The following is a 22,129-nucleotide window of genomic DNA, read 5'->3' on the forward strand; positions in this document are numbered from 1 at the left end:
ACCCTCACCTCAATCCTCTCCCGTTAAGGGAGAGGATGAAAAAAAACTAAACATTTGATACCGCCTCCGCCGCGGCGGACTGGGCGGAGGTTCATTAATAGAACCATTGTAATTCCTAATGGCTGAATTAACTTGGCAAATTTACGCTTAAATTAGTAAAATATGAAAAAGGGGGAAATAGTAAAAGGAGGGCAAAATGGCTAAGTATTTTCTGTTTGGCAAGTATTCGCAAGACGCCTTGAAAAGCGCCTCAGCTGACCGCACCAAAAAGGTAGTTGAGATTATTGAAAAACTAAACGGAAAGGTTATTTCAATGGATGTGCTTTTAGGCGACAAAGATCTTGCCATTGCTGTTGATCTTCCTAACACATCAAGCGTAGTAAAGGCATCCATAGCGATTACAAAATTAACCGGGATAGGATTTTCAAGCTCGCCGGCCATATCTGTTGATGAGTTTGATAAATTATTAGGTTAATCCAAAAACAGCAAAAATCAAAATTAATATTTTTTAAAGGCATTCTTTTCCCTTTGGAATGTCATAAAGGCTCTTTTAGGATCAAATTTATGTACAGCTTAAGAAAGGAGAATGAGATGTTAGCTAAAAAAGTCATTTTAACGGTATCAGTATTTTTTATCTGCGGTTCTTTTATATTTGCTAAAGAAAATACAGCGTCTGTAAAGCTTTCTTTAGTGCCGTCTATTTCAACGCCAAAGAAGGATATTGTTGAAGGGCTTGATTTTGCAATAATTTCTACTAAATCCAAGAAGGTTACAGGGTTTCAGTTTTCTTTCTTATATGCAGAAATAGCAGAAAAGTCAAAAGGCGCGCAGATGGCGGTTTATTCTAAGACACAGGATTTTGACGGAGCCAAAGCCGGGCTTATTTCTTTGTCCGAAAATGTACGAGGATATAATTTAGGCGCAATTTCTTTTACTAATGATTTTACTGGCTTTCAAACAGGATTAGTAACTTCAAATAGTTCAATAAAAGGGCTTCAGATAGGTATTGTTAATGTGTCAGAGAAAGTGACGGGCGTTCAGATAGGCTTAGTTAATCTTGCTGAAAATATGGAAGGAGTTCAGTTAGGGGTTTTTAACGTTATTAGACAGTCACATCTTCCTGTAATGATAATTTTAAACGCAAAATTTAATTAGGATTGGAAAAAAAGTATTCTAGGCAAAATATTTTTAAAAGTCCAATGAAGCACCCCGCATCAAGATGCGGGGTATCAATGCGGAATTCTTCCGAAGCCACCCCGCACAGTTTTGTCTAAGACCCCTAGAAATCGAAAATGCGATTTCAGGGACTTTTGTCCTGGAAATGCTTTGCATTTCACAGGGCAAAACTAGACATGGGGGTTCTCCCCGCCTTCATCCCCCCCTGCTTCGTTTAGCGAAGCAAAACGAGGGGGGTATTTGGCGAAGGAGAATAAAATATATCCAAATCTAAATTTACATTCTTTCCTAAAATGAGTGAAATAAATACAGTTTTATTTTCTGATGTTCATTTAGGCTCTCCCGTAAGCAGAGCATTTGATCTTTTAAACGCTCTAAAAGAATTAAAATTTAAAAAACTTATTATCGGCGGGGATATGTTTGAGGATTTAAATTTCACAAAGCTCACTACTACACATTGGGAGCTTTTATCTCATCTCGGAAGGATTTCCCGAAGAGGTGTTGAAGTAATCTGGGTAGAAGGCAACCATGACAGCAAATTTTATTATTTTATGTCACATCTTATAGGTATACCTGTTCATAAGGAATACCGCTGGCAGGTTAACGGAATAAAATTTCTCATGACGCATGGCCACCAGTTTGACAGCTTTATGACAAAAAACCAAGTTTTAGGAAGAATTCTTGCAGGTATCTATACAGGTTTACAAAGGATTGTTTCTTCACGATTTATTGATTTTATTACAAATCGCTTTGCTGACAAATGGCTTAGGCTTACTGAGCAGGTAGCGGAAAAAGCCCTTTTATATGCCAAAAAGAAAAAGCAGGATGTGGTAATTTGCGGGCACACGCATTTTGTTTACAATATCAAAAAGGCCGGAGTAGAATATTTTAATCTCGGATGCTGGAATGCAAAACCTTCTTATCTGCTTATAGTGCAGGATGACGGACAGGCTTTTTTTAAAGTATTTGCTTAAAAATAAAATAATCAAGGAGTGAAAATGAAATCCATAAAAATCCCGCTTATTATTTTAGTTTCGTTTGTTCTGGGCATCGCTTTTGCTGTTTTTTCAGTAAATTTCGGATTGGAACATTTTGCCGGGGGATACCTTTTGAATATTTTTAACAAGAAAGTGCCTGAATTATTTCACAGAAATATCAGCGCACAGAGTATCGGGGTTTCTCTGCTTAACGGCGAAGTAGTTCTTAAAGGCGTAAGGGTTGAAAGTTCTATAAAAGGATTGGAAAGGCCGGCTCTTTCTATTCCTGCTATTTCTTTAAAAATATCTTTGTCCGATCTGCCGAAAAACAAATTGATAATTGATAAAGTGGTGTTAATGCAGCCCACACTAAATACTGATTCAAATGACTTTTCAAAAAAGGATTCCATCCTTTCATATATTTCCGGACTGAGAGGCCTCGGGGTCGGGCCCAAGAATTTATATATTGCATCTTAACAGATTTTAATATGAGTGTTGAAAACCTGCCTATAGATGTCGCAGTCATTGGCCAACAGGTTAGAGTTAAAGCGTCAGCAAAGATACCGTCAGTAAAACCGGGCGTATTAGATTTGAATTTAAATTTTAATTCGCTTGCGCCTAAGTATAACTTTGCGGGTGAATTTAAAGCAACGGATATTTATGTTCCCTATTTTTCTCCCTTCTTGAAAGGCAATGATGAAATTATATTAAAAAACGGCACGCTTGAAATCCGCAGTAATGTAAACTGTACTGAAAACTGGATTACCGCGAGCAATATGATAACTTTAAACAGGTTAAGCATGGAGTCTACTTCAAAAAAAATATTTGGTATTCCTAAAGATGTCGCAACTCAGTTTTTTGAAGCCAATAACGTAGCTTTTGATTTGCCTATAAACGGTGATATTTTTAAATTAAAAATAGATTTTAAAACAGCTTCCACGCAAGTAATGTACAAGGCGCTGCAGGGCAGATTTAAATCCGAGTCTTTTACAAGAAGGGTTGCGGAAAGTTTCGGCGAAAGAATAGGAGAAAAACTTCAGGAATTGTTTTCTAAGTTTTTGTAAAATCCATTGAAAAATGAAATCCTATAAAAAATATCTTTATTTCAATACCATCCAGCGAAGAGATTACATCAACATAACACCTGATGTTGAATCTGCGTTAAAAGAAAGCGGAATCAGGGAAGGATTATGTTTAGTTAATGCGATGCACATAACCGCCAGCGTTTTCATTAATGATGATGAATCGGGGCTTATAAAAGATTTTGACGATTGGCTGGAAAAAAATGCTCCGCATGAACCGATATCTTTATATCGCCATAACCGCACCGGTGAAGACAACGGCGATGCTCATTTAAAAAGGCAGATTATGGGAAGAGAAGTAACTGTTGCTGTTTCTGAAGGGAAGCTAGATTTCGGCCCTTGGGACCAGGTAAATCCACGCAAAACTAGCATATCTGCTTATTTGTCCTTTTAATAAGAAAAATATTTTATGAAAATCAACTATAAAATTTTAATTTATTCATTTGTTCTAATTTTTACAGTATTATTTTCTTTTTATCCTTCATTAAAAAACAGCTTCGTAAATTGCGATGACAATGTTTTAGTAACCGAAAATGTTTCCATAAAGTCTTTTTCTTTAAATAATCTTAAAGATATTTTTACTAAACCTTATTGCGGTTTATACCATCCTTTAGTACAGGTTTCTTACGCTTTGGAATATAAGGTATTCAAGTTAAATCCTTCGGGATATCATCTAACCAATCTAGTTTTCCATTTACTAAACTGCCTGCTTGTATTTTGGATATTTTTACTTATTAGCGGGAACATAGTAATTTCTTTTATTACCGCAGTACTTTTCGGTATACATCCGATGCACGTGGAATCGGTTGCATGGATTTCAGAAAGAAAGGATGTTTTGTATTCAATATTCTTTCTCGGATCGATAGTAGCTTATCTGTACTATAGAACAAAAAACAAAGCATTTTATTATATAATTTCAATTTCATTATTTGTTTTATCATTATTATCTAAAGTAATGGCCGTGTCTTTGCCTTTTGCGCTTATCATTTTTGATTATATTTCAGAAAGAAAAGATTTTAAAAAAATAATTTATGAAAAAATACCCTATTTTGTTTTATCAATTCTGTTTGCTGTTATTGCGTTTTCAATACACTACGGATCCGGCGAACCTAACTTAGCAAAATCTTTTATCTTAAATTTGAAGTATGCTTTATTTGGGATAGTGTTTTATATCTATAAAATGATTTATCCCGTTAGTATTTGTTTTGGATATCCTTTTAAACCCGAAGATTTTATAGGGATAACTTTTATTTCAATATTTCCTGCATTTGCGATGGGTGTTATAACTTCAATAGTTTTATATTCAATGAAATTTACAAGAAAAATATTTTTTGGAGCACTTTTTTTTATTATTACAATATTCCCCGTTATTCAGCTTGTTCCCAGCGGCCAAAACATCCCCTGGGACAGGTATACATATATTCCTTTTATCGGGCTTTTTTACATTGTCGCGGAAGGATTTAATTATTTCCGGAAACAAAGGTTCAAGAGGATTATTTCAGATATTGTTCTTATTTTAATGATATTAATATTGGCTTTTTTGACTTTTCAAAGAACTAAAACATGGAAAAGCAGTTTTTCGCTTTGGAATAGCGTTTTAAAAGTTTATCCGAATACGGCAAGAGCTCTTAAGGGGTTGGGAGACGCGTATAAAGAACAAGGTGATTACAAAAAAGCTCTGCAGGAATATTCTAAGGCTTTGGAATCTAAACCGGGTTATATTGATGCGTTGAATAATCGGGGGAATTTATATTCTTTGCTTAGTGATTATGCAAATGCAGAAAAGGATTTTAATTTCGGCATTAAAATTAGCCAAAAAAATCCGGGAATTTACTATAATCGAGGCCTTATATATGAAAAAACAAACAGGTTATATAAAGCTGTTTCTGATTATTCTAATGCTATAGCGCTTAGCCCGGGAAATGCTGAGTTTTATAATAATAGAGGTGTTGTCTTTGCCAGGCTTAATAAATATCAATTGGCAATAAATGATTTTGAGGGAGCATTAAAACTCAATCCACAGCTAACCGCCGCTCGTACCAACCTGGAACATGCTTTAAAGCTAATAACTAAGAACAGAAACAAATAATGTCCTCCTAATTGGAAAGAATAAAAAATACTTGACAAAGTAATTATACTGCTGTATAATTATACAGGGGTATAGTAACAGTTTAGATTAAATATCAAATGTCAAAAATTAAATACAAGTCTATATAAAAGATCAGTTTCTGTTTTCAAACTTTTAAATTTGAAAATTGATTTTTGATATATTTAAGAGGTACTATTATGAGTAGGCCATCAACTAATACTGATAAGAGAATGATTGAAGCTGCCAAAGCGCTTATTCCTCAGACGGGTTTTAAGGGGCTCAGAATCCGGGATGTTGCAAGAAAAGCAGGTGTAAATCTCGGTATGTTCAACTATTATTTTAAAACAAAAGAGAAATTCATTGAAATACTTCTTACCGAACTTTATGGGGAATTCCTGAATACTCTTGAAATCGAAACCCAAGAAGGGGGGGCAGCAAGAGAGCATCTAAAAAACGCTTTAGAAAAAATCGGGGTATTTATAAGGGATCACCGCCATCTGGTTTTCCCCTTATTTGAAGAGATTGTTTCGGGGAACCGCGAGATAATGGAATTTGCAAAAATCAACATGTCAAAACATTTTTTTATTCTTTTTGATCTTATCAAAAAATGCCAAAAAGAAGGTTCAATTTCAAAAAATATTCCTATTCCGGCTGCGTTACTATGTTTAATTGTGCCCGTCGCGATTCCGAATCTAGCTATGAAAGCATTTGAAAAATATTATTCAAAAACGCTTATAAATATATTAACTAAACCGTTTCAGTCTATGTTTTTGTCTGATATGTCTATCAAACAAAGGGTAGAAATTGTCCTAAAAGGCGTATCGCCGGGTGATTAGTATGAAAAAAGTTATCCACACCTTACTAACGGCTCTAATATTGATTGGATTTTCAGTTATTTTAGTGGCTAAGGATATTCCATTAGTCTCGCTAAAACTTTCTGATATTGAGCAAAAAACTGCTGAAAATTCACCTCGTTTAAAAGCTTCACAAAAAGAAACCGAAGCCTTCATTAAAAGGTCAGAAAGTGCTAAAGCGCAACTATTTCCTAAATTAAATTTTGAGGGTTCATATAGATATATATCCGTTATTCCTGAAATAGACATCCCTATCAAAGGATTCGGGTCACTAAAACTAGGGGACAATACAAACTACAGCATTGGGCCGGCACTTTATTGGACAGTATGGGACAAAAACGCAATAAGAAATAACTGGCTCAGCTTTAAATCACAGGCAACTTCCAAAAAATATGAAACGGAAACAATCGAAAGACAGATTATGCTTGCTGCAAGAGTTGCTTATTTCCAAGCCGGCCTGGCAAATGAACAGGTTTTACTTTTGTCTGATGCCTTAAAAGTTTTACAGGCACAATACGAAGATATCGTTATTAACGTAAAAGCCGGCGCCAAAAGCCGAATGGACGAACTTTCTGCTCATCAGGAAGTTATTATTAAAATGAAACAGCTAAGAACCGCGCGCTCATATTTAGCCCAATGTTTAGACGATCTCAGTGCTTTGACAAATGAAAAATACGGCGATAATCCGATGGTTCCTTTCAGCGCCGGTATTATAGAAAATTTACCCAAAAATATTACTTCTCCGACACTTTTCCTTGAAATAGAACCAGTGGATGCGTTAATTAAAAAGTTTGAAAAATACAAAAAATCAAAACTTTCCGAAAACCATCCAAATGTTATTAGCATGGAAGAACTTGCTGAGTCAGCAAAGCTTTTATCCAAAAGCATATCTTCAGGACTCTGGCCGAAATTACAGTTTAGCGCAAGGACATCTTTAGATTATCCGAATGGCCCTAAACTTGAAGCTATTAACCAAAATGCTTTGGGAGTAAATCTGACTTGGATACTGTTTGAAGGGAGTGCTTCAAGAAAAAAGTCCCAAGAAAATATTTTATTGGGCGAAGCGCAAACCGAAAAAAGAAATCAGGTATTGAGAGATCTGCAAAAAGAATGGCAGAAACTTATTGACCAGCTAGCTGATCTTGAGGAGCAGAAAGTTTTGAATGAGCAATATGTTTCTGAAGCAAAGGAGCTTTCAAAAATCGTTTATAGTTCTTACAAAGCAGGATCGGCAAACTTTATTGATGTGCAAAACGCAAATTACCGTTTGTTGGAAGCAAAAACACAATCTGTCAAAACTAAATTTCAAATACTGGTTAATCTTGTGACAATGGCAAGCTTAGCAGAATAACAGCAGGTTAATACGGAGACAGGTTGAGAGTGGGGCAGATTAAGAGAGGAACAGAATTTTTTACTTAAGCTGAATCTCAACCTCAACCTGTCTTGAAAGGGAGGAAAATATGAAACCAAAACTAATTCCATTGATTTTAGTAATTGTGATTGTTGCTGGCATCATCATCTACCAACTGGCAAAACAGAGTGAATTTATGTATGCGGGCACCATTGAAGCAACGGAAGTAGAATTGTCAAGCCGGCTGACGGCCACGATAGACGAGATAAATGTTGATGAAGGAAGTAAAGTAAAAAAAGGGGACATTTTAGTAAGACTTTTGATTGAAGATATAAATATCGCCTATGATTCCGCAGAGAAGGATTATAAACGCGCTGTTGAGCTTCGTAAAGCCGGTTCCATGAATCAGGAAACTTTTGACCGCATCCGATTTAAACGGGACGATATCTTAGTAAAAGTCGGCTGGGCTACAATAAAAGCGCCTAATGACGGCACTATTCTCTTGAAATTTCATGAGCCCGGCGAAATGGTAAATCCCGGTACAAAACTTCTCGCCTTGGCGGATCTTTCTAAGGTATGGGCTTATGTTTATGTTCCTCAACCGCTATTATCTAAGATTTCTCTTGGAATGCCTGTAGACGGATTTATTCCTGAGTCCAAAATGAAAAAAATCCCGGGAAAAATAGTGCATATCAAAGATGAGGCAGAATTTACTCCGCGAAATGTTCAGACCAGAAAAGAAAGAACAAGGCTCGTTTATGGCGTTAAAGTAGAATTTGAAAATAGCGACGGTTTCCTTAAACCGGGAATGACGATCGAAGTTAAACTCCCGGCGTAAATGGCAGGTTGAGCCTAAGTTCAATGAAAAGCAAAAAAATATATGGGAAGTGTCCCTGATTACCAAAAAGGGTGGTGAATGACATGTCTAACCATAAACCCACCAATGTCGGCGTAGAAATAAAAAATCTTTCAAAGAATTTCAAAAATAATCAGGCAATTGACAACTTGAGCATTAACTTTGAACCGGGGCTTCTTCACGGAATAATCGGACCCGACGGAGCAGGAAAAACTACTTTTTTAAGAATTCTTTCAGGGCTACTTAATCCTACCAAAGGAACCATTCAATTTATAGATAACGGAAAACCCATCGCTTTTGAAACTATAAGGCCTTTCATAGGATACATGCCTTCGCGGCCGAGCCTTTATCCCGATCTTTCGGTTGAAGAACATTTAATGTTTTTTAGAGATCTTTATCAGCTTTTGCCGGAAGAGTACGAGAAAAAGAGTAATGAACTTCTTGAAATCAGCAGGCTTAAAGTTTTCAAGGACAGAAAAGCTATAAATCTTTCGGGCGGGATGTATAAAAAGTTAGGCCTTATGTGCGCTCTTCTTCGCTCGCCCTCAGTTCTGCTTTTGGATGAGCCTACCAACGGAGTAGACCCCATTTCAAGAAGAGAACTGTGGGACTTATTGTATCGGCTTTCTGATGAAAAAATTCTTATTCTTATTTCGACGGCTTATATGGATGAAGCTGAAAGGTGCACGCGCGTTCATTTTATTGAATCGGGAAAACTTTTGGAAAGCGGCATTCCGGAAATTATATTAGAAAAGAAAAAAATTAAAAGTTTTGATGACTTATTCTTAAGGAAAAATCAAAATGAATGAAATTGAAAAAACCATTGAAATATCTAATCTTACCGTAAAATTCGGTGATTTTACGGCAGTGGATGATGTTTCTTTTAGCGTGAACAAAGGCGAGATATTCGGCTTTCTGGGAGCAAATGGCGCGGGAAAAACTACAACTATCAGGGTAATGTGTGGTTTGTTGATTCCGAACATAGGAGATGTAAAAATAGCAGGACATGGCTTTAGTGACGGGGGGACCGATATAAAGAAGAAAGTCGGCTATATGTCGCAGAAGTTTACTCTTTATGACGACTTGACTGTAATTGAAAATCTGCAATTCAAGGCTTCTTTGAGAAAGATTGAAGAAAAGGCCTTAAAAATAAGGATTAAAGAACTTTTTGAATTTATAGGGTTCAATTATCCTGAAAATATGATGGTACGCGATTTGCCTTCCGGTATCAAACAGCAGGTTTCTTTATGCGCTACTTTATTGCATGACCCTGAAATAATATTTTTGGATGAACCCACCTCCGGAGTATCTCCGGAAGTCAGAAAGAAGTTCTGGGCGTTAATTGATAAATTATCCAAAGAAGGAAAAACTGTAATTGTCACTTCCCATTATCTGAACGAAGCTGAGGAATGCCAAAGAATCGCTTTAATGCGTACAGGTAAACTGATAGCATTGGATAGTCCTGAGATGCTGAAAGTTAAAACTTATCCTGAAGGTCTTGTTGAAATATATTGCAAAAATACCGGCGCAGAATGCCTGGATAAAATATACAAAGATCAATCAATTGAAAAAATTTGGCCTTTCGGCCATAAGTATCACGCAGTTTTTAAAAACAAGCAACTTATTGAAAAATATCTTGAAAATGTGCCGGAGGGATTTTCAGCAAAAAGAATACAGCCTTCACTTGAAGATGTGTTTATGAAGCTTGTAGAAGAGAAGTAAGCCAAGAAGTAGGGTGATTCTTATGATAGAAAAATTTAATATTTCCAGGGCCCTTTCAGTTGCTAGAAAGGAAATAATGCATATTTTGAGGGATCCTTTTACGCTCGGAATGGCGATAGGGATACCGATAGTTTTCGTGATATTTTTCGGATTTGCGATAGATTTTGATTTTAAAGGTATAAAACTTTCTGTATTTGATTTTGACCATTCAAGACAATCCAGAGAACTCGTTTCGGTTTTTTCGTCGTCAGGGTATTTCGTGCCTTCAAGCGGTTACCATTTAGGGAACCCCATTTCGGATGTTGAATCGGAACGCTCGTTTATGGCTTTGATTATTAATCCCGGGTTCGGGAAAAAGATCGTATCGGGTGAAGGAGATAAAGTTCAACTCCTTATGGACGGAACGGATAACAGAAAAGCAGGCGCTGTAAATGGATATGTCGCAGGCATTAATCAGGCTGTGATTCGCAGGCTTACCGGCGCTGCTTATAAAAGTCCGATAGATTATGAAACTAGGTTTTTATATAATCCGGAACTAAATACAAAATGGTTTATTGTTCCCGGGCTTATTGTAATCATAATCGGCCTTTTATCAATACTTATGACCGCATTAACCGTTGCAAGAGAATGGGAAAACGGTTCAATGGAATTGCTTTTGTCAACGCCGGTTACTCCTTTGGAAATCGTGATATTACACGCCAGCAGCAGAAAGCAATGCAGTTTTCCTTTATAGTCGGGCTTCTTCCATCCCTTCTTCTTTCAGGATTTATTTTCCCCGTAGAAAATATGCCTATTTTTTTCAGATATTTTACTATGATTCTTCCTCCGAGATGGTTTATAGAAATAATAAGAGCTATTTTTCTTAAAGGTTCGGGGCTAATAGCTTTGTCTTTGCCGTTTACAGTTTTGATTATAATGATGCTCTTTCTGATTTTCGTTGCAGTAAAAAAATCCAAAAAGGATGTTGAGCCATGAATAAGACTATTTTGGGATTTTTAAAAAAAGAGTTTGCCCAAACACTGCGGGATCCTGTTATGAGGGTGTTTATTTTTGCCGCACCGCTTATTCAGCTTCTCCTTTTTGGCTATGCAATTTCAATGGAGTTCAGGAACTTAAAAATGGCGGTTATTTATGAACCGAGCGACTATATCGCAAGACAGCTTTCAGAAAATATATATGCTTCAGGCTGGTTTGTAGGAGCAGAACTAATCAGCCGTGATCCCGAAGTAATTATCCGTTCCGGCAAAGCAGATGTAGTTTTATCTATGCCGCGCAACGGCCTTACAAAAACTATAAAAAAAGAAGGCAGTGCAAAAATTCAGCTTCTGATTGATTCTCAAAATTCATTAAAAGCGCGGGCTATTGAGGCATATATAAATTCCATAACAAAAAAGTTTATCATTGAAAGATTCCCTGCTCAAGCGAAAACTTTGCCCGTTTCATTTGATGTCAGGATTTTATTTAATCCTACCCTGCAGACAAATATTTTTATGGTTCCGGGAGTAATGACGTTAATACTTTGTATTGTTACGATGATGTTGACGGGGATGTCTTTAGCGCGCGAAAAAGAGATGGGGACTTTTGAAACAATAATAGCAGCCCCGCTTAAAAATATAGAAATAATTATAGGAAAAACTCTTCCGTATCTTATTATCGGCCTTTGCGACGCTTCGCTAATCCTTTTAGCCGGAATAGTAATTTTTGATATGCCGGTTAGGGGATCAGTGTTTCTGGTTGGTCTTGCGGCTCTGATATTTGTCTGCGCGACTGTGAGTATTGGGATGCTAATTTCAACATTTGCTAAAAATCAGCAGCAGGCAATGATGGGAACTTTCCTGTTTTTATTTCCGGCGGCGCTTATGTCCGGGATATTTTACCCGGTTGAAAGCATGCCACCGGTTTTAAGGTTTATCGGTTACCTAGATCCTTTGAAATATTTTATCAGTATTTTAAGAAATATTATGCTAAAAGGCGCCAATCCTGAAATGGTTTGGTCTAACCTTGCTGTTTTAGTTGTTATGACTATTATCATCGTGTTTGTTACCAACCGCCGTTTCCATCAAACGCTTAATTAGTTACCAGAAACCGGTAACCAGGCACCAGTAACAGCATAGGCCGACTCTTCATTATAAATTTGTAAGGAGTTTTTTACCCCTTTTGAGCCGTCAATGAGCGAGATTTTTTTCGGGGGTATTCGGCGAGGATGTCTGAAGCCCATCATGGCGAAGCCGAAGGGCAAGTTCCGGAGCCGCCGAAAAAATATTGAGCGAGTGGCTCAGTGGGTGCATTTCTTTTGATTACTTTTCTTTAGGCAAGTAAAGAAAAGTAATCGGGGGCGTAGGGGCAGGATAGCCCCACTAAATCGTCTTATCTTTGAACAAATTTCTAGAAATATAGAAAATAAAAAAACCCTGACTAAAAATCAGGGTTTTTCTATTTTTGCAAAGTCAAAAGCTATCTATGTTGTAAAACTAGATTTTCTTTACGTTAGTTGCTTTTGGACCTTTGTCGGATGTTTCCACACTGAATTCCACTTTGTCGCCTTCCGCCAGGGTTTTGAATCCTTCGGAGGTTACCGCGGAATAATGAACGAATACATCGCCGCTGCCGTCATCATTGGTAATAAAACCAAAGCCTTTTGCATCGTTAAACCACTTCACTTTTCCTGTTGCCATTGCTTTACTTCACCTGCCTTCTTCTGTCACCCGAAAAACGGATGCTTATTTGGGCTGCTAAACCCGAAAAGATTATAGCATATTTTCGGAGCTTTTACGCAAATATTTTAAAATATTTTTTAAGGATTTTTGTCCCGTAAAAAAATAGAATTTTTTGATATTTTTAAAAAAACTCGTTAACGTACTGTATTCAGTTAAATGTCATCGGAAAATGAGAATTTTTTACGGGACTTTGCCACCATCCCGCAGCCTTCCTTAATCCCGAATTTCTCGGCTATTAGTACCGACGACGGCTTGATAGTAAAAGGGCCGTAAAGTTTGTTTATTGAATCTAGAGTTTCAGTAAATTTTATTTTCTTATAGTAGTCATCAAAAAAATAAGTTTGCCCATTTTGCGGGGAAAGCCGGCTTATGCTTACTCCGAGCATTCTTGCCGGTTTCTGAAGCGGGAGAGCTTTTTGGAATAAGGCATTAGCGTGGCGATAAATGTCTGAAGAGTCTCTGATCGCGTTTTTAAGGTTATGCTGCATTGCAAAATGCGTGAAATCGCCGTATCGCAGAAAAAAATTTATTGTGTTTCCTTCAAGGCTTGAAGCACGAAGCCGGCTTCCGACTTTTTCAGAAAGCATCATAAGGTATGATTTTATAACGTTAATATCCCGGGTGTTTTTTAAAAGAGTCCTTGAATGCCCGATGGATTTTGCCTGCTCGTATTCAAAATATTTTTTTAAAGGGGTATTGTCATTCCCTTGGCCGATGTTTTTAAGGTAATTGCCGATTATTCCGAAATGATGCACCAATAAGGACAAAGGCGCATTGCCCAGGTCTTTGGCAGTTTTTATGCCGAGGGATTTTAATTTTTCGGATACTTTTTTTCCGATTCCGATACCCTGAAGTTTTTCAAGAGAAAGGTTTTCAAAAACGTCAGGGATATCTTCCTTTCGTATTTCTACAAGACCGTCCGGCTTTTGCATCTTGCTGGCTATTTTTGCAACTGCCTTATTCGGGCCTATGCCTATTGAACATAAAAGCCCGAGTTTTTCTTTTATTTTTCTTTTTATTTCGCGGGCAATATTTTTTGCGTCATCTTTTTTTTTGCATAGGTGGCTTACGTCAATAAAACTTTCATCAATAGAAAATGCTTCCAAAAGATCCGTGTATTCAAGAAGAATTTTGTGTATACGGTGTGTCGTGTGTACATATTTATTCATGTCGCCGTATACAGGGACAAGTTGCGGGCATGCTTTTTTTGCTTCTGGCAGGCTCATCCCGGTTTTAACGCCCAATTTCCTTGCTTCATAGGATGCCGTAGTTACAACAGTCCTTCCTTCCCCGCAAACAACTATAGGTTTTCCTCTCAAAGAGGGGTTTATAGATTGTTCCACGGAAGCAAAGTAGGCGTTCATATCAATTAAAAAAATGGTTCTTTCCATAAAAAATTAGCGGATAGCGTAGAGCGTATAGCGTTTAGGAACGACAAGATAAACCTTAGGCTTTTCTATACGCTACACGCTATTTCCTATACGCTAGTCGAGGGTGGTCTTTTCAAGGCGCCATTCAAAGGTTTTTTGGTTCAATGAAATTTCAAAAAGAGTTGATCCGTCAGTTACTGAAAAATGTATTATGCGCTCAGATCCGACATCCTCATCCCATGTGTAAGTGGTTTCGGTTATAAGATATTTTCTTTTCTGCCATATAAACCATTTCGGTTTAATGTGCTTTTTAGAGAAAACCGCGCCGACATCAATAATTTCATTAATTTCAGTTTGTTCCATGCTAATCACTAGCGTATAGCGCCGTCCGCCTCAGGCGGAGGCAGGGATAGCGTTTAGCGTATAGGAACGGCAGAAACAAGTCTTAGGTTTTTTCTATCCGCTATCCGCTCTACGCTATACGCTAATTTATTTGTAAGACCGGGTAAGATAAACTACTTTTCCTGCAATTTGTATTTCCGATGATTTAATGGGGGCATATTTCGGATTTGTGGAAATAAGGTATACGTCTTTGTTTGTCCGGTACAGCTTTTTTACGGCGGCATCTCCGCCGATCATAGCAACTACAATTTCATTATGGTTTGCGGTTACTTGTTTACGAATGATTACCGTGTCGCCTTCGTTAATGCCTGAGCCGGACATGCTGTCGCCTTTAACGGTAAGGGCGAAATACTCTCCGTGCCTTACAATGTTTTGGTCTATATGCAGATAGCCTTCAATATTTTCAATAGCTTCAGAAATGTTTCCTGCGCGCACTCTTCCGACTAACGGCACAGGCACAAGGGGTTTATGTGAAGTAAGAGTTAATCCTCTTGAAATTAGCGGTGTTTGTTTCAGATACCCCTTTTTTATCAATATTTTTATGTATTTTTGAACGGGGCTGATGGTAATTTTAAAAGCAGATGCTATTTCGCGGATTGTGGGTGGAGCGCCTGATTCGGATACAAAACCGGAAATAAATTCTAATATGTTTTTTTGTTTAACGGTAAGTTTTTCCATTTGATTTTTACTTATTCCTTAACTCTTATCCCTTAGCCCTGTTTTATAATAGCATACAAATGTATTCCTGTCAAGAGCGTCGCGGGGCTGTTCTGCCCTGTTTCGACTTCGCTCAACATCCTGAGCAACGCCGAAGGACTGCACCCCACAGTTCATTTTCTTTGTGCACCCAAAGAAAATGAACCAAAAGAAATGTGCCCCTGAGCCATTCGCTCACATTTTTCAGGCGGTTTTTCAATGGTTCGGCAGGCTCACCATCCTGAGCTTGCCGAAGGACTCGCCCCTTCGGCTTCCAGCCAGGATGGGGCTTATACACGAAAAACCGAAGACTTCCTGAAAAATGCTCGACTCATAAGCAGCTCAATGGGGGAAAACTGTAAACACAACTCTTGGATTTTACAAACAAAAACAATTTAAAAACTCGTGAACTAGTCAACCCGTGAACTCGTGAACAGTCTTTGGGTTGATATAAAATAATTTTATTTATATAATATCACAAGCAATTTTCAATAGGAGAGGATTTTAAATGCAAAGAAATCCGCAAAATAGTTTAAAAGCGAAATTTCCTTTTATGCACGGATCTCAACAGGCTTCCGGCAAGGAACATTCTAATCCGTTCAAAGGGGCAGGGCTCGGGGTTTGCGTGTGCCCTAATTGCGGACAGGAAACTCCGCACAAGCAGGGCTTCAGATGTTCGGCGCTGCGGTGCCCGAAATGCGGCCATACGATGACAGGCAAGTAAGCCTGCCTTAATCATAAAAATCTTTTTAGAAAGAGGTTCGGTTCGCCGTCCTTTAATGAATGGCATCTCAAGATTTGCCTAAAATACTTTAAATTAAGTTCCTGCGGATTCGCGGGTAAAATAGATCCGCCATGCTCATTGAAAATGAGCAGGCGAGACGTGGAGGAAAGTATATGAAAAAAGTATTGATGTTCGTTGTTTTAGTGTCCTTCGGATTTGCGTTTATTTGTATTTCTTCTTGCAGTTCTGTAAGCAAAAAATCAAAAACAGAAAGTATCTCGTCTTCCGATATTTATTCGTGCCCCATGCATCCCGAAATGAAAAGTGATGAGCCCGGTAAATGTCCGAAGTGCGGAATGAATTTTGAAAAACCTCCTTTCAGACATGCGGTAATACAAGGCGCAGCAAAGACGCCCGCAAAAGTATCTAAACCTAAAGACCTTTATTACTGCCCTATGAATCCTGATGTGAAAAGCAGCAAACCCGGAAAATGCCCTAAATGCGGAATGAATCTTGTAAAAGCGGGCACAATTGCTGAAAAACCTATCCCACAGGAAAAGAAAAAATAAGCAGAGTATAGAAACGCCAATATTTTTTCAAAAATAATGAAAAATATCAGTTTAGTTCTTTGTATGCTATTTGTTTTTTGCTTAATTGAAAATGTCTTTGGATACGCAAAAAACTCTTCATTTGAAAGAAATAAAATTATCACAAAATACGGAAAGCTTATTCCGAAAAAGTGGGGAGAGAATTTTCCTGAGACAAAAACAAAGCTGGACACGAAAGATTTAGTATTGGCTCTTACTTTTGACGCCTGCGGTTCTAAAACCGACGGATATGACTCTGCCCTTATCAATTTTTTAATTCAGGAAAAAATTCCGGCAACACTATTTGTCACCGCCAGATGGATAGATAAATTTCCTAAAGAGTTTGAAACGCTTTCTAAAAACGAACTTTTTGAAATTGGAAACCACGGGCTAAATCACAGGCCTTGTTCAGTTAGCGGAAAGTCGGCTTACGGGATAAAAGGAACAAAGAGCGCGGGCGAAGTTTTTGATGAAGCCGAACTCAATGCCCTTAAAATTCAGGAAATAACTAATAAAAAACCAAAATATTTTCGTTCGGGAACAGCGCATTACGATGAGGTTGCAGTCAAAATTATAAATGATTTGGGTTATGAAATAGTTGGTTTTAATGTTAACGGCGATTACGGTGCGACAAAAAATAAAGAGGAAATAAAAAATATTTTGCTAAAAGCAGAGCCCGGTTCAATAATAATTTTTCATATGAACCGCCCGGAAAAAGAAACCGCCGAAGGTATAAAAGAAACAATACCGGAGTTGAAAAAAAGAGGAGTGCGTTTCGTAAAACTGTCTGATTATCCTCTTAAATAAACAGGGAGAAAAAATGAAAACTGCGCATGTGAAAGGGAAAAAAGTAAAGAAGGTTTTGCTTTATGCGTTAAGTACCTGCATCTGGTGCAAAAAAACCAGAGAACTTTTGGACGAACTAGGCGTCGATTATGATTACGTTTATGTTGATCTTGCCGAAGAAAGCGATGAAAAAAAGGATAAGGAAATATCAAAATGGAATCCGGAACTTTCTTTTCCTATCGTGGTTATTGACGACAAGGAATGCATTATCGGGTACAAGCCTGAAAAAATCAGAGAAAAGATAGGTTTATGATTCAGCAAGTCCATGTTTCTGATCAGGAAATAGAAAAAGAATACAAAAGGCTTAAAGAAGACGCGGAAAAAAACGGATATTTCTTAAATCCGGACATTGAATTTACCAAGGCGCTTGTTAAAGGCCTTTTAATAAATGAAAAACGATACGGATATCAGTCCTGCCCTTGCCGGCTTGCTGCAAAAATCAAAGAAAAAGACCTTGATATTATTTGTCCTTGTTATTACCGTGATCCCGATGTAACTGAATTTGGGAGTTGTTATTGCGGGCTATATGTAAGCGAAGAAATTTCAAAAGGGAAGAAAAAAGTCACTTCAGTGCCTGAAAGAAGAAAAATGAAAAGCGATGAGCCTTCTTTGCAAGATAAAAAAGATATATTGAATTGTCGTTTGTCTTTGCCCGTTTGGCGGTGCAAAGTATGCGGGTATCTTTGCGCGCGAGAAAACCCGCCGGAAATATGCCCGATCTGCAAAGCAAAAAAAGAAAGATTTGAAAAATTTATGTAGGGAAGGTATTTATTGAAAGTTCATCTTGCAGGATACAATGTTGATACAGAAGTTCTAAACGAGCTTCAAAATATTACTGGCAAAAGAAGCGAACTTACCCCGGAAGTAATATCTGCCGCATACGCAAGGATAAGCCGAGATCCCCGCTCTATAGAAGAGATCAGAAAGGATGCCCGTCAAGAAGTTGAGCGCTCCAGAAAATCCAACCAGACGATAATATTTAAAATGGGGCATCATTCAGTTGCGGAACACGCGGTTTTTAATCTGGATGTCGTCGGAATTTCAAGATACGCAATGGAGGAGCTTGAAAAATTCCGCTTAAGTTCTTTTACTGAAAAATCACAAAGATATATAACGCTGAATAAAGATTTTGTTATACCTCAAGAGGTAATAGGCACGGCGCTTGAAAAAGATTTTGTTGAAATCATTGAAATACAGAATAAAGCGTATTCCGAATATTTTGAAAAGTTAAAGGAATATGTTTTTAAGAAACATTTTGAACTTGCTCAGGATCCCAAGAATCATAATCTCCTGGAGGGATGGGCAAAAGAGGATGCAAGATATATTACCGCGCTTGCCACAGAATCCCAGGCAGGGCTTACAGTAAATGCCAGAAACCTTGAATTGATGCTAAGGCGTTTTGCATCAAATCCCTTGGAAGAAGTCCGCTCCATGGGAAGGGCAATTTATGAACAAATAGTTGAAGTAGCTCCTTCAATTGTTATTTTCCATCAGGCAAATGATAAAGATTTGAAAACATATCCTGATTTAAGAAAAACGGTTTCAAAACTTATAAAAACAAAAAATTCCGAAAAAAACTCTGAAGTAAACCCCGTTAGAGACAACGGGCGTTTCGCGAATAGAGATGGAGGCATTATACCTCCATCTAACAGCATGATTTCAATCCGCAGACAGGAGCCGTTGGCATTCTCTAACGGGGTAAAGCTTGTGGACTATAGCAAATCGGGAGATGATTTAATTGCCGCGGCGTTAATTCACACTTCATCAGATCTTTCTTTTGATAAATGTCTTTCCGCCGCACGTAAACTCCCAAAAAAAGCGAAAGAAAACATATTCAAATCAGCTTTTTATAACCTTCAATTTTACGATTCTGTACTGCGAGAATTTGAATACGCAAATCTAACCTACAACATAATTCTTTCATCCGCCTGTTTCGGCCAGCTTAAGCGCCACAGAATGGCAACAATAACAGCTCAGCAGTATGATACTTCTCTTGGCATAACCGTCCCGGATTCAATAAAAGAAACCGGGCTTGAGAAACATTTTAGAGAAATTATTTCCAAAACAGAAGTTGTTTACCAGAAATTAAGAAAGATTTCACCAATAATAGTTCCTTATATACTTACTAATTCGCATAGAAAACGGGTGCTTTGCCGGCTTAATGCAAGGGAATTGTACCATCTTTCCCGACTGAGGGAAGATACTCACGCCCAATGGGATATACAAAATATTGCCCGTTCAATGAGCCAGCAGGCAAAAAAAGTTATGCCGCTAACATTTATGATGGTCTGCGGCAAAGACAAATACAAAGAAGTTTACAAAAATATTTTTGGCAAACTGCCAAAAGTCGTAAAAGCAGAACTGCCCGGAGCAAGGAAAATTAAGTAAGTTCTTTGCATCTAAAATTATTAACAATTAAATAGGCCCAATAGGGCAGCCTGTCCGCCTCAGGCGGAAATAGCCCTGCTTTTTGATAACACGAATTGCGCAGGCGGACGAGCAAAATTTCAATAAAGAAGGGTTCAGCGAGGCATACGAGTTTATCTCGTGAAGCCGAGCGCCGAAGGGAAACTTTGTTTCCCAAGGGAGGTGAACAAAATATGGAAGTAAAAATCGGAATAGTAGATGACTATTTCGCCAAAGTCGGAGTTGCAGCATTGATCCTGGAAGGGGAACTTAAGACCGGAGATACAATACGAATTAAGGGGCATACTACCGATCTTACTGAAGGTATTTCTTCCATGCAGATACAACATCTTACGGTAAGCAATGCTAAAAAAGGGGATTCAATCGGAATAAAAGTCAGCGACCGAGTTCGTAAAGGCGATATAGTTTACAAAATTACTCCTTAAATCGCTGTAATTCAATTGATAAAACAATTACTTTTATATTATAGGACTTCTTTGTTTCAAAAGACATCCTATCAATAAGGATGTCTTAATATATATTAGTTAATAATTATAATAATAGAGGATAGAATGAAAAAATATTTTTTGTTCCTTGGAATGCTATTTCTCCTTTGCATATCCGCTCAATATTTAATAGGGGAAGAAAACAAGAATGTTCTATTTCAAAATTCAACATTAAATGCACTTATGGCAGGAAATTATGACGGAACAATTTCTTGTGATGAACTTGCCTCAAAAGGTGATTTTGGGGTAGGAACATTTAATCAATTGGATGGGGAAATGGTACTGCTTGAAGGAGTTTTTTACAAAATTGGCGCTGATGGGAAAATTGCAGAAGTAGAAAAAAGCGAAAAATCTCCATTTGCAACGCTTACTTTTTTCAAAAGCAACAAATCATTTAAAGCAAAGAAAGAGATGGGTTTAAGACAACTGCAAAGATATATTAACAATAACATACCGACAAAAAATATAATATATGCGTTGAAGATTGAAGGAACTTTTGAATATATTAAAGTGAGAAGCGTGCCAAAACAGGAAAAACCGTACAAGAAGCTATCGGAAATTACAAAAAAAGAGCCGGTATTTGAGTTTAGTAAAATCAAAGGATTCTTGATAGGGTTTAGATTTCCTGAATTTATGGATGGAATAAATTTTCCGGGGTATCATTTCCATTTTATTTCAGATGACAAGAAAGTGGGCGGGCACCTGCTTGATGTCGCTTTAAGAGAGGCAAAAATTGAAATTGAGAATATAAACGATTTTCAGCTTGAATTTCCTCAAAGTAAGGAATTTTATAGACTAGATTTGACGAAAACAAGCGAAAGCAAAGAAGAAAAAAAGTAAAAGTTTTCGGCAAAAATAGAATCTCTTATTCATGTTTCTTTTGATTTAACAGCATTTCTAATTATCATCCCGCCTTTATCTACTCCCCCGCTAAAACTAGGGACACTTCCCGTATTATTGACATAAGAAAAAAGTTTTAATAAGATTATAATATGTCTAGAATTGCTCGCGTATTTGCCATCGGTTATCCCCACCACATCACTCAACGTGGAAATAACAAACAACGTGTCTTTTTAGATAATCATGATAAAAAATTTTATCTTTCAACTTTAAAAAAATATTCACAAAAATATAATATCCAAATCTGGGGGTATTGTCTTATGGATAATCATGTTCATTTAATTTGCGTGCCTGCACATGATTATTCCTTGGCTAGAGGAATTGGCGGAACAAATTTAATTTATACTCAATATTTTAACAAAAAGTATAATTGCAGCGGACGACTGTGGCAAAACCGTTTCTTTTCATGTATAGTAGATAAAAACGAATATTTGTTTGCGGCAATGAAGTACATTGAAACAAATCCCATAAGGGGAGGGATGACGAAGTATGCCGAAGAGTATAATTGGTCAAGTGCGGGCGCGCATCTGAAGGGATATAATGACGAAATACTTGATAAGGAAAGAATAGAAGTTCTTGATATAAACACCTACAAGAAATACTTTTTTGAAATGAACGAAGAACTTAACAATCGAATACGGAAATGCACATCTGCAGGAAGACCTTTTGGCGGAAATAGTTTTTTAAGTGTGCTTGAGAAAAAACTAAACAAAAATCTAATTTTGAAAAAAGCGGGCCGGCCGAAGAAAAGGAAATAGGGGAAGGGTAAGCTCAAGTTACCAATGCAACACTTGATTCCTGTATATTATACAGGACGAAAGGAGTTGCATATGACCCAGTATCACAGATTAACTGTTAATGAACGCGA

At 37.4% G+C, this 22,129-nt stretch carries 29 protein-coding genes; 25 read left to right on the forward strand and 4 right to left on the reverse strand.

All coding sequences use genetic code 11. The features are described 5' to 3' along the window. Positions 1–196: 196 nt before the first annotated feature. The 15 genes from NT145_01195 to NT145_01265 all read left to right on the forward strand — a co-directional run bounded on the left by NT145_01195 (position 197) and on the right by NT145_01265 (position 12,182). A complete protein-coding gene (locus NT145_01195; protein MCX5781311.1) occupies positions 197–475 on the forward strand; it encodes a GYD domain-containing protein in 279 nt (92 codons plus the stop codon). A gap of 116 nt (positions 476–591) precedes the next feature. Continuing rightward, complete coding sequence (locus NT145_01200) at positions 592–1,155, forward strand: hypothetical protein (protein MCX5781312.1); 564 nt, start codon at positions 592–594, stop codon at positions 1,153–1,155. A gap of 314 nt (positions 1,156–1,469) precedes the next feature. After that, the gene (locus NT145_01205) at positions 1,470–2,150 is read left to right on the forward strand and encodes a metallophosphoesterase family protein (protein ID MCX5781313.1); all 681 of its coding nucleotides are present in this window, start codon (positions 1,470–1,472) and stop codon (positions 2,148–2,150) included. A 24-nt stretch (positions 2,151–2,174) separates the two neighbouring features. Continuing rightward, positions 2,175–2,630 carry a hypothetical protein gene (locus tag NT145_01210; GenBank protein ID MCX5781314.1) on the forward strand — a complete coding sequence of 152 codons (456 nt, stop codon included), beginning with the start codon at positions 2,175–2,177 and terminating at the stop codon, positions 2,628–2,630. 11 nt (positions 2,631–2,641) lie between these two features. Further along, a complete protein-coding gene (locus NT145_01215) occupies positions 2,642–3,217 on the forward strand; it encodes a hypothetical protein (protein MCX5781315.1) in 576 nt (191 codons plus the stop codon). A 13-nt stretch (positions 3,218–3,230) separates the two neighbouring features. After that, positions 3,231–3,629, forward strand: coding sequence for a secondary thiamine-phosphate synthase enzyme YjbQ (locus NT145_01220; protein ID MCX5781316.1), 399 nt, complete (start codon positions 3,231–3,233; stop codon positions 3,627–3,629). A gap of 15 nt (positions 3,630–3,644) precedes the next feature. Beyond that, positions 3,645–5,324 (forward strand): tetratricopeptide repeat protein, encoded by a 1,680-nt coding sequence (locus tag NT145_01225; protein ID MCX5781317.1) that lies wholly within the window; start codon positions 3,645–3,647, stop codon positions 5,322–5,324. A 197-nt stretch (positions 5,325–5,521) separates the two neighbouring features. Beyond that, a complete protein-coding gene (locus NT145_01230) occupies positions 5,522–6,160 on the forward strand; it encodes a TetR/AcrR family transcriptional regulator (GenBank protein ID MCX5781318.1) in 639 nt (212 codons plus the stop codon). 1 nt (position 6,161) lies between these two features. Then, on the forward strand, positions 6,162–7,529 hold the full coding sequence (locus NT145_01235) for a TolC family protein (protein ID MCX5781319.1): 1,368 nt from the start codon (positions 6,162–6,164) through the stop codon (positions 7,527–7,529). A 109-nt stretch (positions 7,530–7,638) separates the two neighbouring features. Continuing rightward, positions 7,639–8,367 (forward strand): efflux RND transporter periplasmic adaptor subunit, encoded by a 729-nt coding sequence (locus tag NT145_01240; protein ID MCX5781320.1) that lies wholly within the window; start codon positions 7,639–7,641, stop codon positions 8,365–8,367. A gap of 83 nt (positions 8,368–8,450) precedes the next feature. After that, positions 8,451–9,194, forward strand: coding sequence for an ABC transporter ATP-binding protein (locus tag NT145_01245; GenBank protein MCX5781321.1), 744 nt, complete (start codon positions 8,451–8,453; stop codon positions 9,192–9,194). Then, positions 9,187–10,107, forward strand: coding sequence for an ABC transporter ATP-binding protein (locus NT145_01250; GenBank protein ID MCX5781322.1), 921 nt, complete (start codon positions 9,187–9,189; stop codon positions 10,105–10,107). The genes NT145_01245 and NT145_01250 overlap by 8 nt, the downstream gene beginning before the upstream one ends. Positions 10,108–10,129: 22 nt before the next feature. Further along, positions 10,130–10,840, forward strand: a complete 711-nt coding sequence (locus NT145_01255) for an ABC transporter permease (protein ID MCX5781323.1) — start codon at positions 10,130–10,132, stop codon at positions 10,838–10,840. Continuing rightward, the gene (locus NT145_01260; protein ID MCX5781324.1) at positions 10,822–11,082 is read left to right on the forward strand and encodes an ABC transporter permease; all 261 of its coding nucleotides are present in this window, start codon (positions 10,822–10,824) and stop codon (positions 11,080–11,082) included. The genes NT145_01255 and NT145_01260 overlap by 19 nt, the downstream gene beginning before the upstream one ends. Continuing rightward, positions 11,079–12,182 carry an ABC transporter permease gene (locus NT145_01265; protein MCX5781325.1) on the forward strand — a complete coding sequence of 368 codons (1,104 nt, stop codon included), beginning with the start codon at positions 11,079–11,081 and terminating at the stop codon, positions 12,180–12,182. The genes NT145_01260 and NT145_01265 overlap by 4 nt, the downstream gene beginning before the upstream one ends. Before the next feature lie 396 nt (positions 12,183–12,578). Here NT145_01265 and NT145_01270 read toward each other — a convergent pair whose 3' ends face one another. The 4 genes from NT145_01270 to lexA all read right to left on the reverse strand — a co-directional run bounded on the left by NT145_01270 (position 12,579) and on the right by lexA (position 15,274). Next, on the reverse strand, positions 12,579–12,782 hold the full coding sequence (locus NT145_01270; protein MCX5781326.1) for a cold-shock protein: 204 nt from the start codon (positions 12,780–12,782) through the stop codon (positions 12,579–12,581). 194 nt (positions 12,783–12,976) lie between these two features. Beyond that, the gene (gene dinB, locus NT145_01275) at positions 12,977–14,215 is read right to left on the reverse strand and encodes a DNA polymerase IV (GenBank protein MCX5781327.1); all 1,239 of its coding nucleotides are present in this window, start codon (positions 14,213–14,215) and stop codon (positions 12,977–12,979) included. A gap of 93 nt (positions 14,216–14,308) precedes the next feature. Continuing rightward, positions 14,309–14,557, reverse strand: a complete 249-nt coding sequence (locus NT145_01280) for a hypothetical protein (protein MCX5781328.1) — start codon at positions 14,555–14,557, stop codon at positions 14,309–14,311. 126 nt (positions 14,558–14,683) lie between these two features. Beyond that, the gene (gene lexA / locus NT145_01285) at positions 14,684–15,274 is read right to left on the reverse strand and encodes a transcriptional repressor LexA (GenBank protein ID MCX5781329.1); all 591 of its coding nucleotides are present in this window, start codon (positions 15,272–15,274) and stop codon (positions 14,684–14,686) included. 237 nt (positions 15,275–15,511) lie between these two features. On the opposite strand from lexA, the gene NT145_01290 reads away from it, so the two are divergent. The 10 genes from NT145_01290 (at position 15,512) to NT145_01335 (ending at position 22,019) form a co-directional block, all read left to right on the forward strand. Next, on the forward strand, positions 15,512–15,691 hold the full coding sequence (locus tag NT145_01290) for a hypothetical protein (protein MCX5781330.1): 180 nt from the start codon (positions 15,512–15,514) through the stop codon (positions 15,689–15,691). A gap of 109 nt (positions 15,692–15,800) precedes the next feature. Then, a complete protein-coding gene (locus tag NT145_01295) occupies positions 15,801–16,016 on the forward strand; it encodes a hypothetical protein (protein MCX5781331.1) in 216 nt (71 codons plus the stop codon). A gap of 173 nt (positions 16,017–16,189) precedes the next feature. Then, positions 16,190–16,585 carry a hypothetical protein gene (locus NT145_01300; protein ID MCX5781332.1) on the forward strand — a complete coding sequence of 132 codons (396 nt, stop codon included), beginning with the start codon at positions 16,190–16,192 and terminating at the stop codon, positions 16,583–16,585. A 36-nt stretch (positions 16,586–16,621) separates the two neighbouring features. Beyond that, a complete protein-coding gene (locus NT145_01305; GenBank protein MCX5781333.1) occupies positions 16,622–17,410 on the forward strand; it encodes a polysaccharide deacetylase family protein in 789 nt (262 codons plus the stop codon). A gap of 13 nt (positions 17,411–17,423) precedes the next feature. After that, positions 17,424–17,702, forward strand: coding sequence for a glutaredoxin family protein (locus NT145_01310; protein MCX5781334.1), 279 nt, complete (start codon positions 17,424–17,426; stop codon positions 17,700–17,702). Beyond that, positions 17,699–18,208, forward strand: a complete 510-nt coding sequence (locus tag NT145_01315; GenBank protein MCX5781335.1) for a ferredoxin:glutaredoxin reductase — start codon at positions 17,699–17,701, stop codon at positions 18,206–18,208. Before NT145_01310 ends, NT145_01315 begins: the two co-directional genes overlap by 4 nt. A gap of 12 nt (positions 18,209–18,220) precedes the next feature. Continuing rightward, entirely contained in the window at positions 18,221–19,837 is a 1,617-nt protein-coding gene (locus tag NT145_01320; GenBank protein ID MCX5781336.1) for an FAD-dependent thymidylate synthase, read from the forward strand. A 212-nt stretch (positions 19,838–20,049) separates the two neighbouring features. Further along, positions 20,050–20,301 (forward strand): translation elongation factor-like protein, encoded by a 252-nt coding sequence (locus NT145_01325; protein MCX5781337.1) that lies wholly within the window; start codon positions 20,050–20,052, stop codon positions 20,299–20,301. Between the two features lie 126 nt (positions 20,302–20,427). Next, entirely contained in the window at positions 20,428–21,201 is a 774-nt protein-coding gene (gene budA, locus NT145_01330) for an acetolactate decarboxylase (GenBank protein MCX5781338.1), read from the forward strand. 152 nt (positions 21,202–21,353) lie between these two features. After that, positions 21,354–22,019 carry a transposase gene (locus NT145_01335; protein MCX5781339.1) on the forward strand — a complete coding sequence of 222 codons (666 nt, stop codon included), beginning with the start codon at positions 21,354–21,356 and terminating at the stop codon, positions 22,017–22,019. Positions 22,020–22,129: the final 110 nt, after the last annotated feature.

The organism is Elusimicrobiota bacterium (assembly GCA_026388075.1).
GTDB lineage: Bacteria > Elusimicrobiota > Endomicrobiia > Endomicrobiales > JAPLKN01 > JAPLKN01.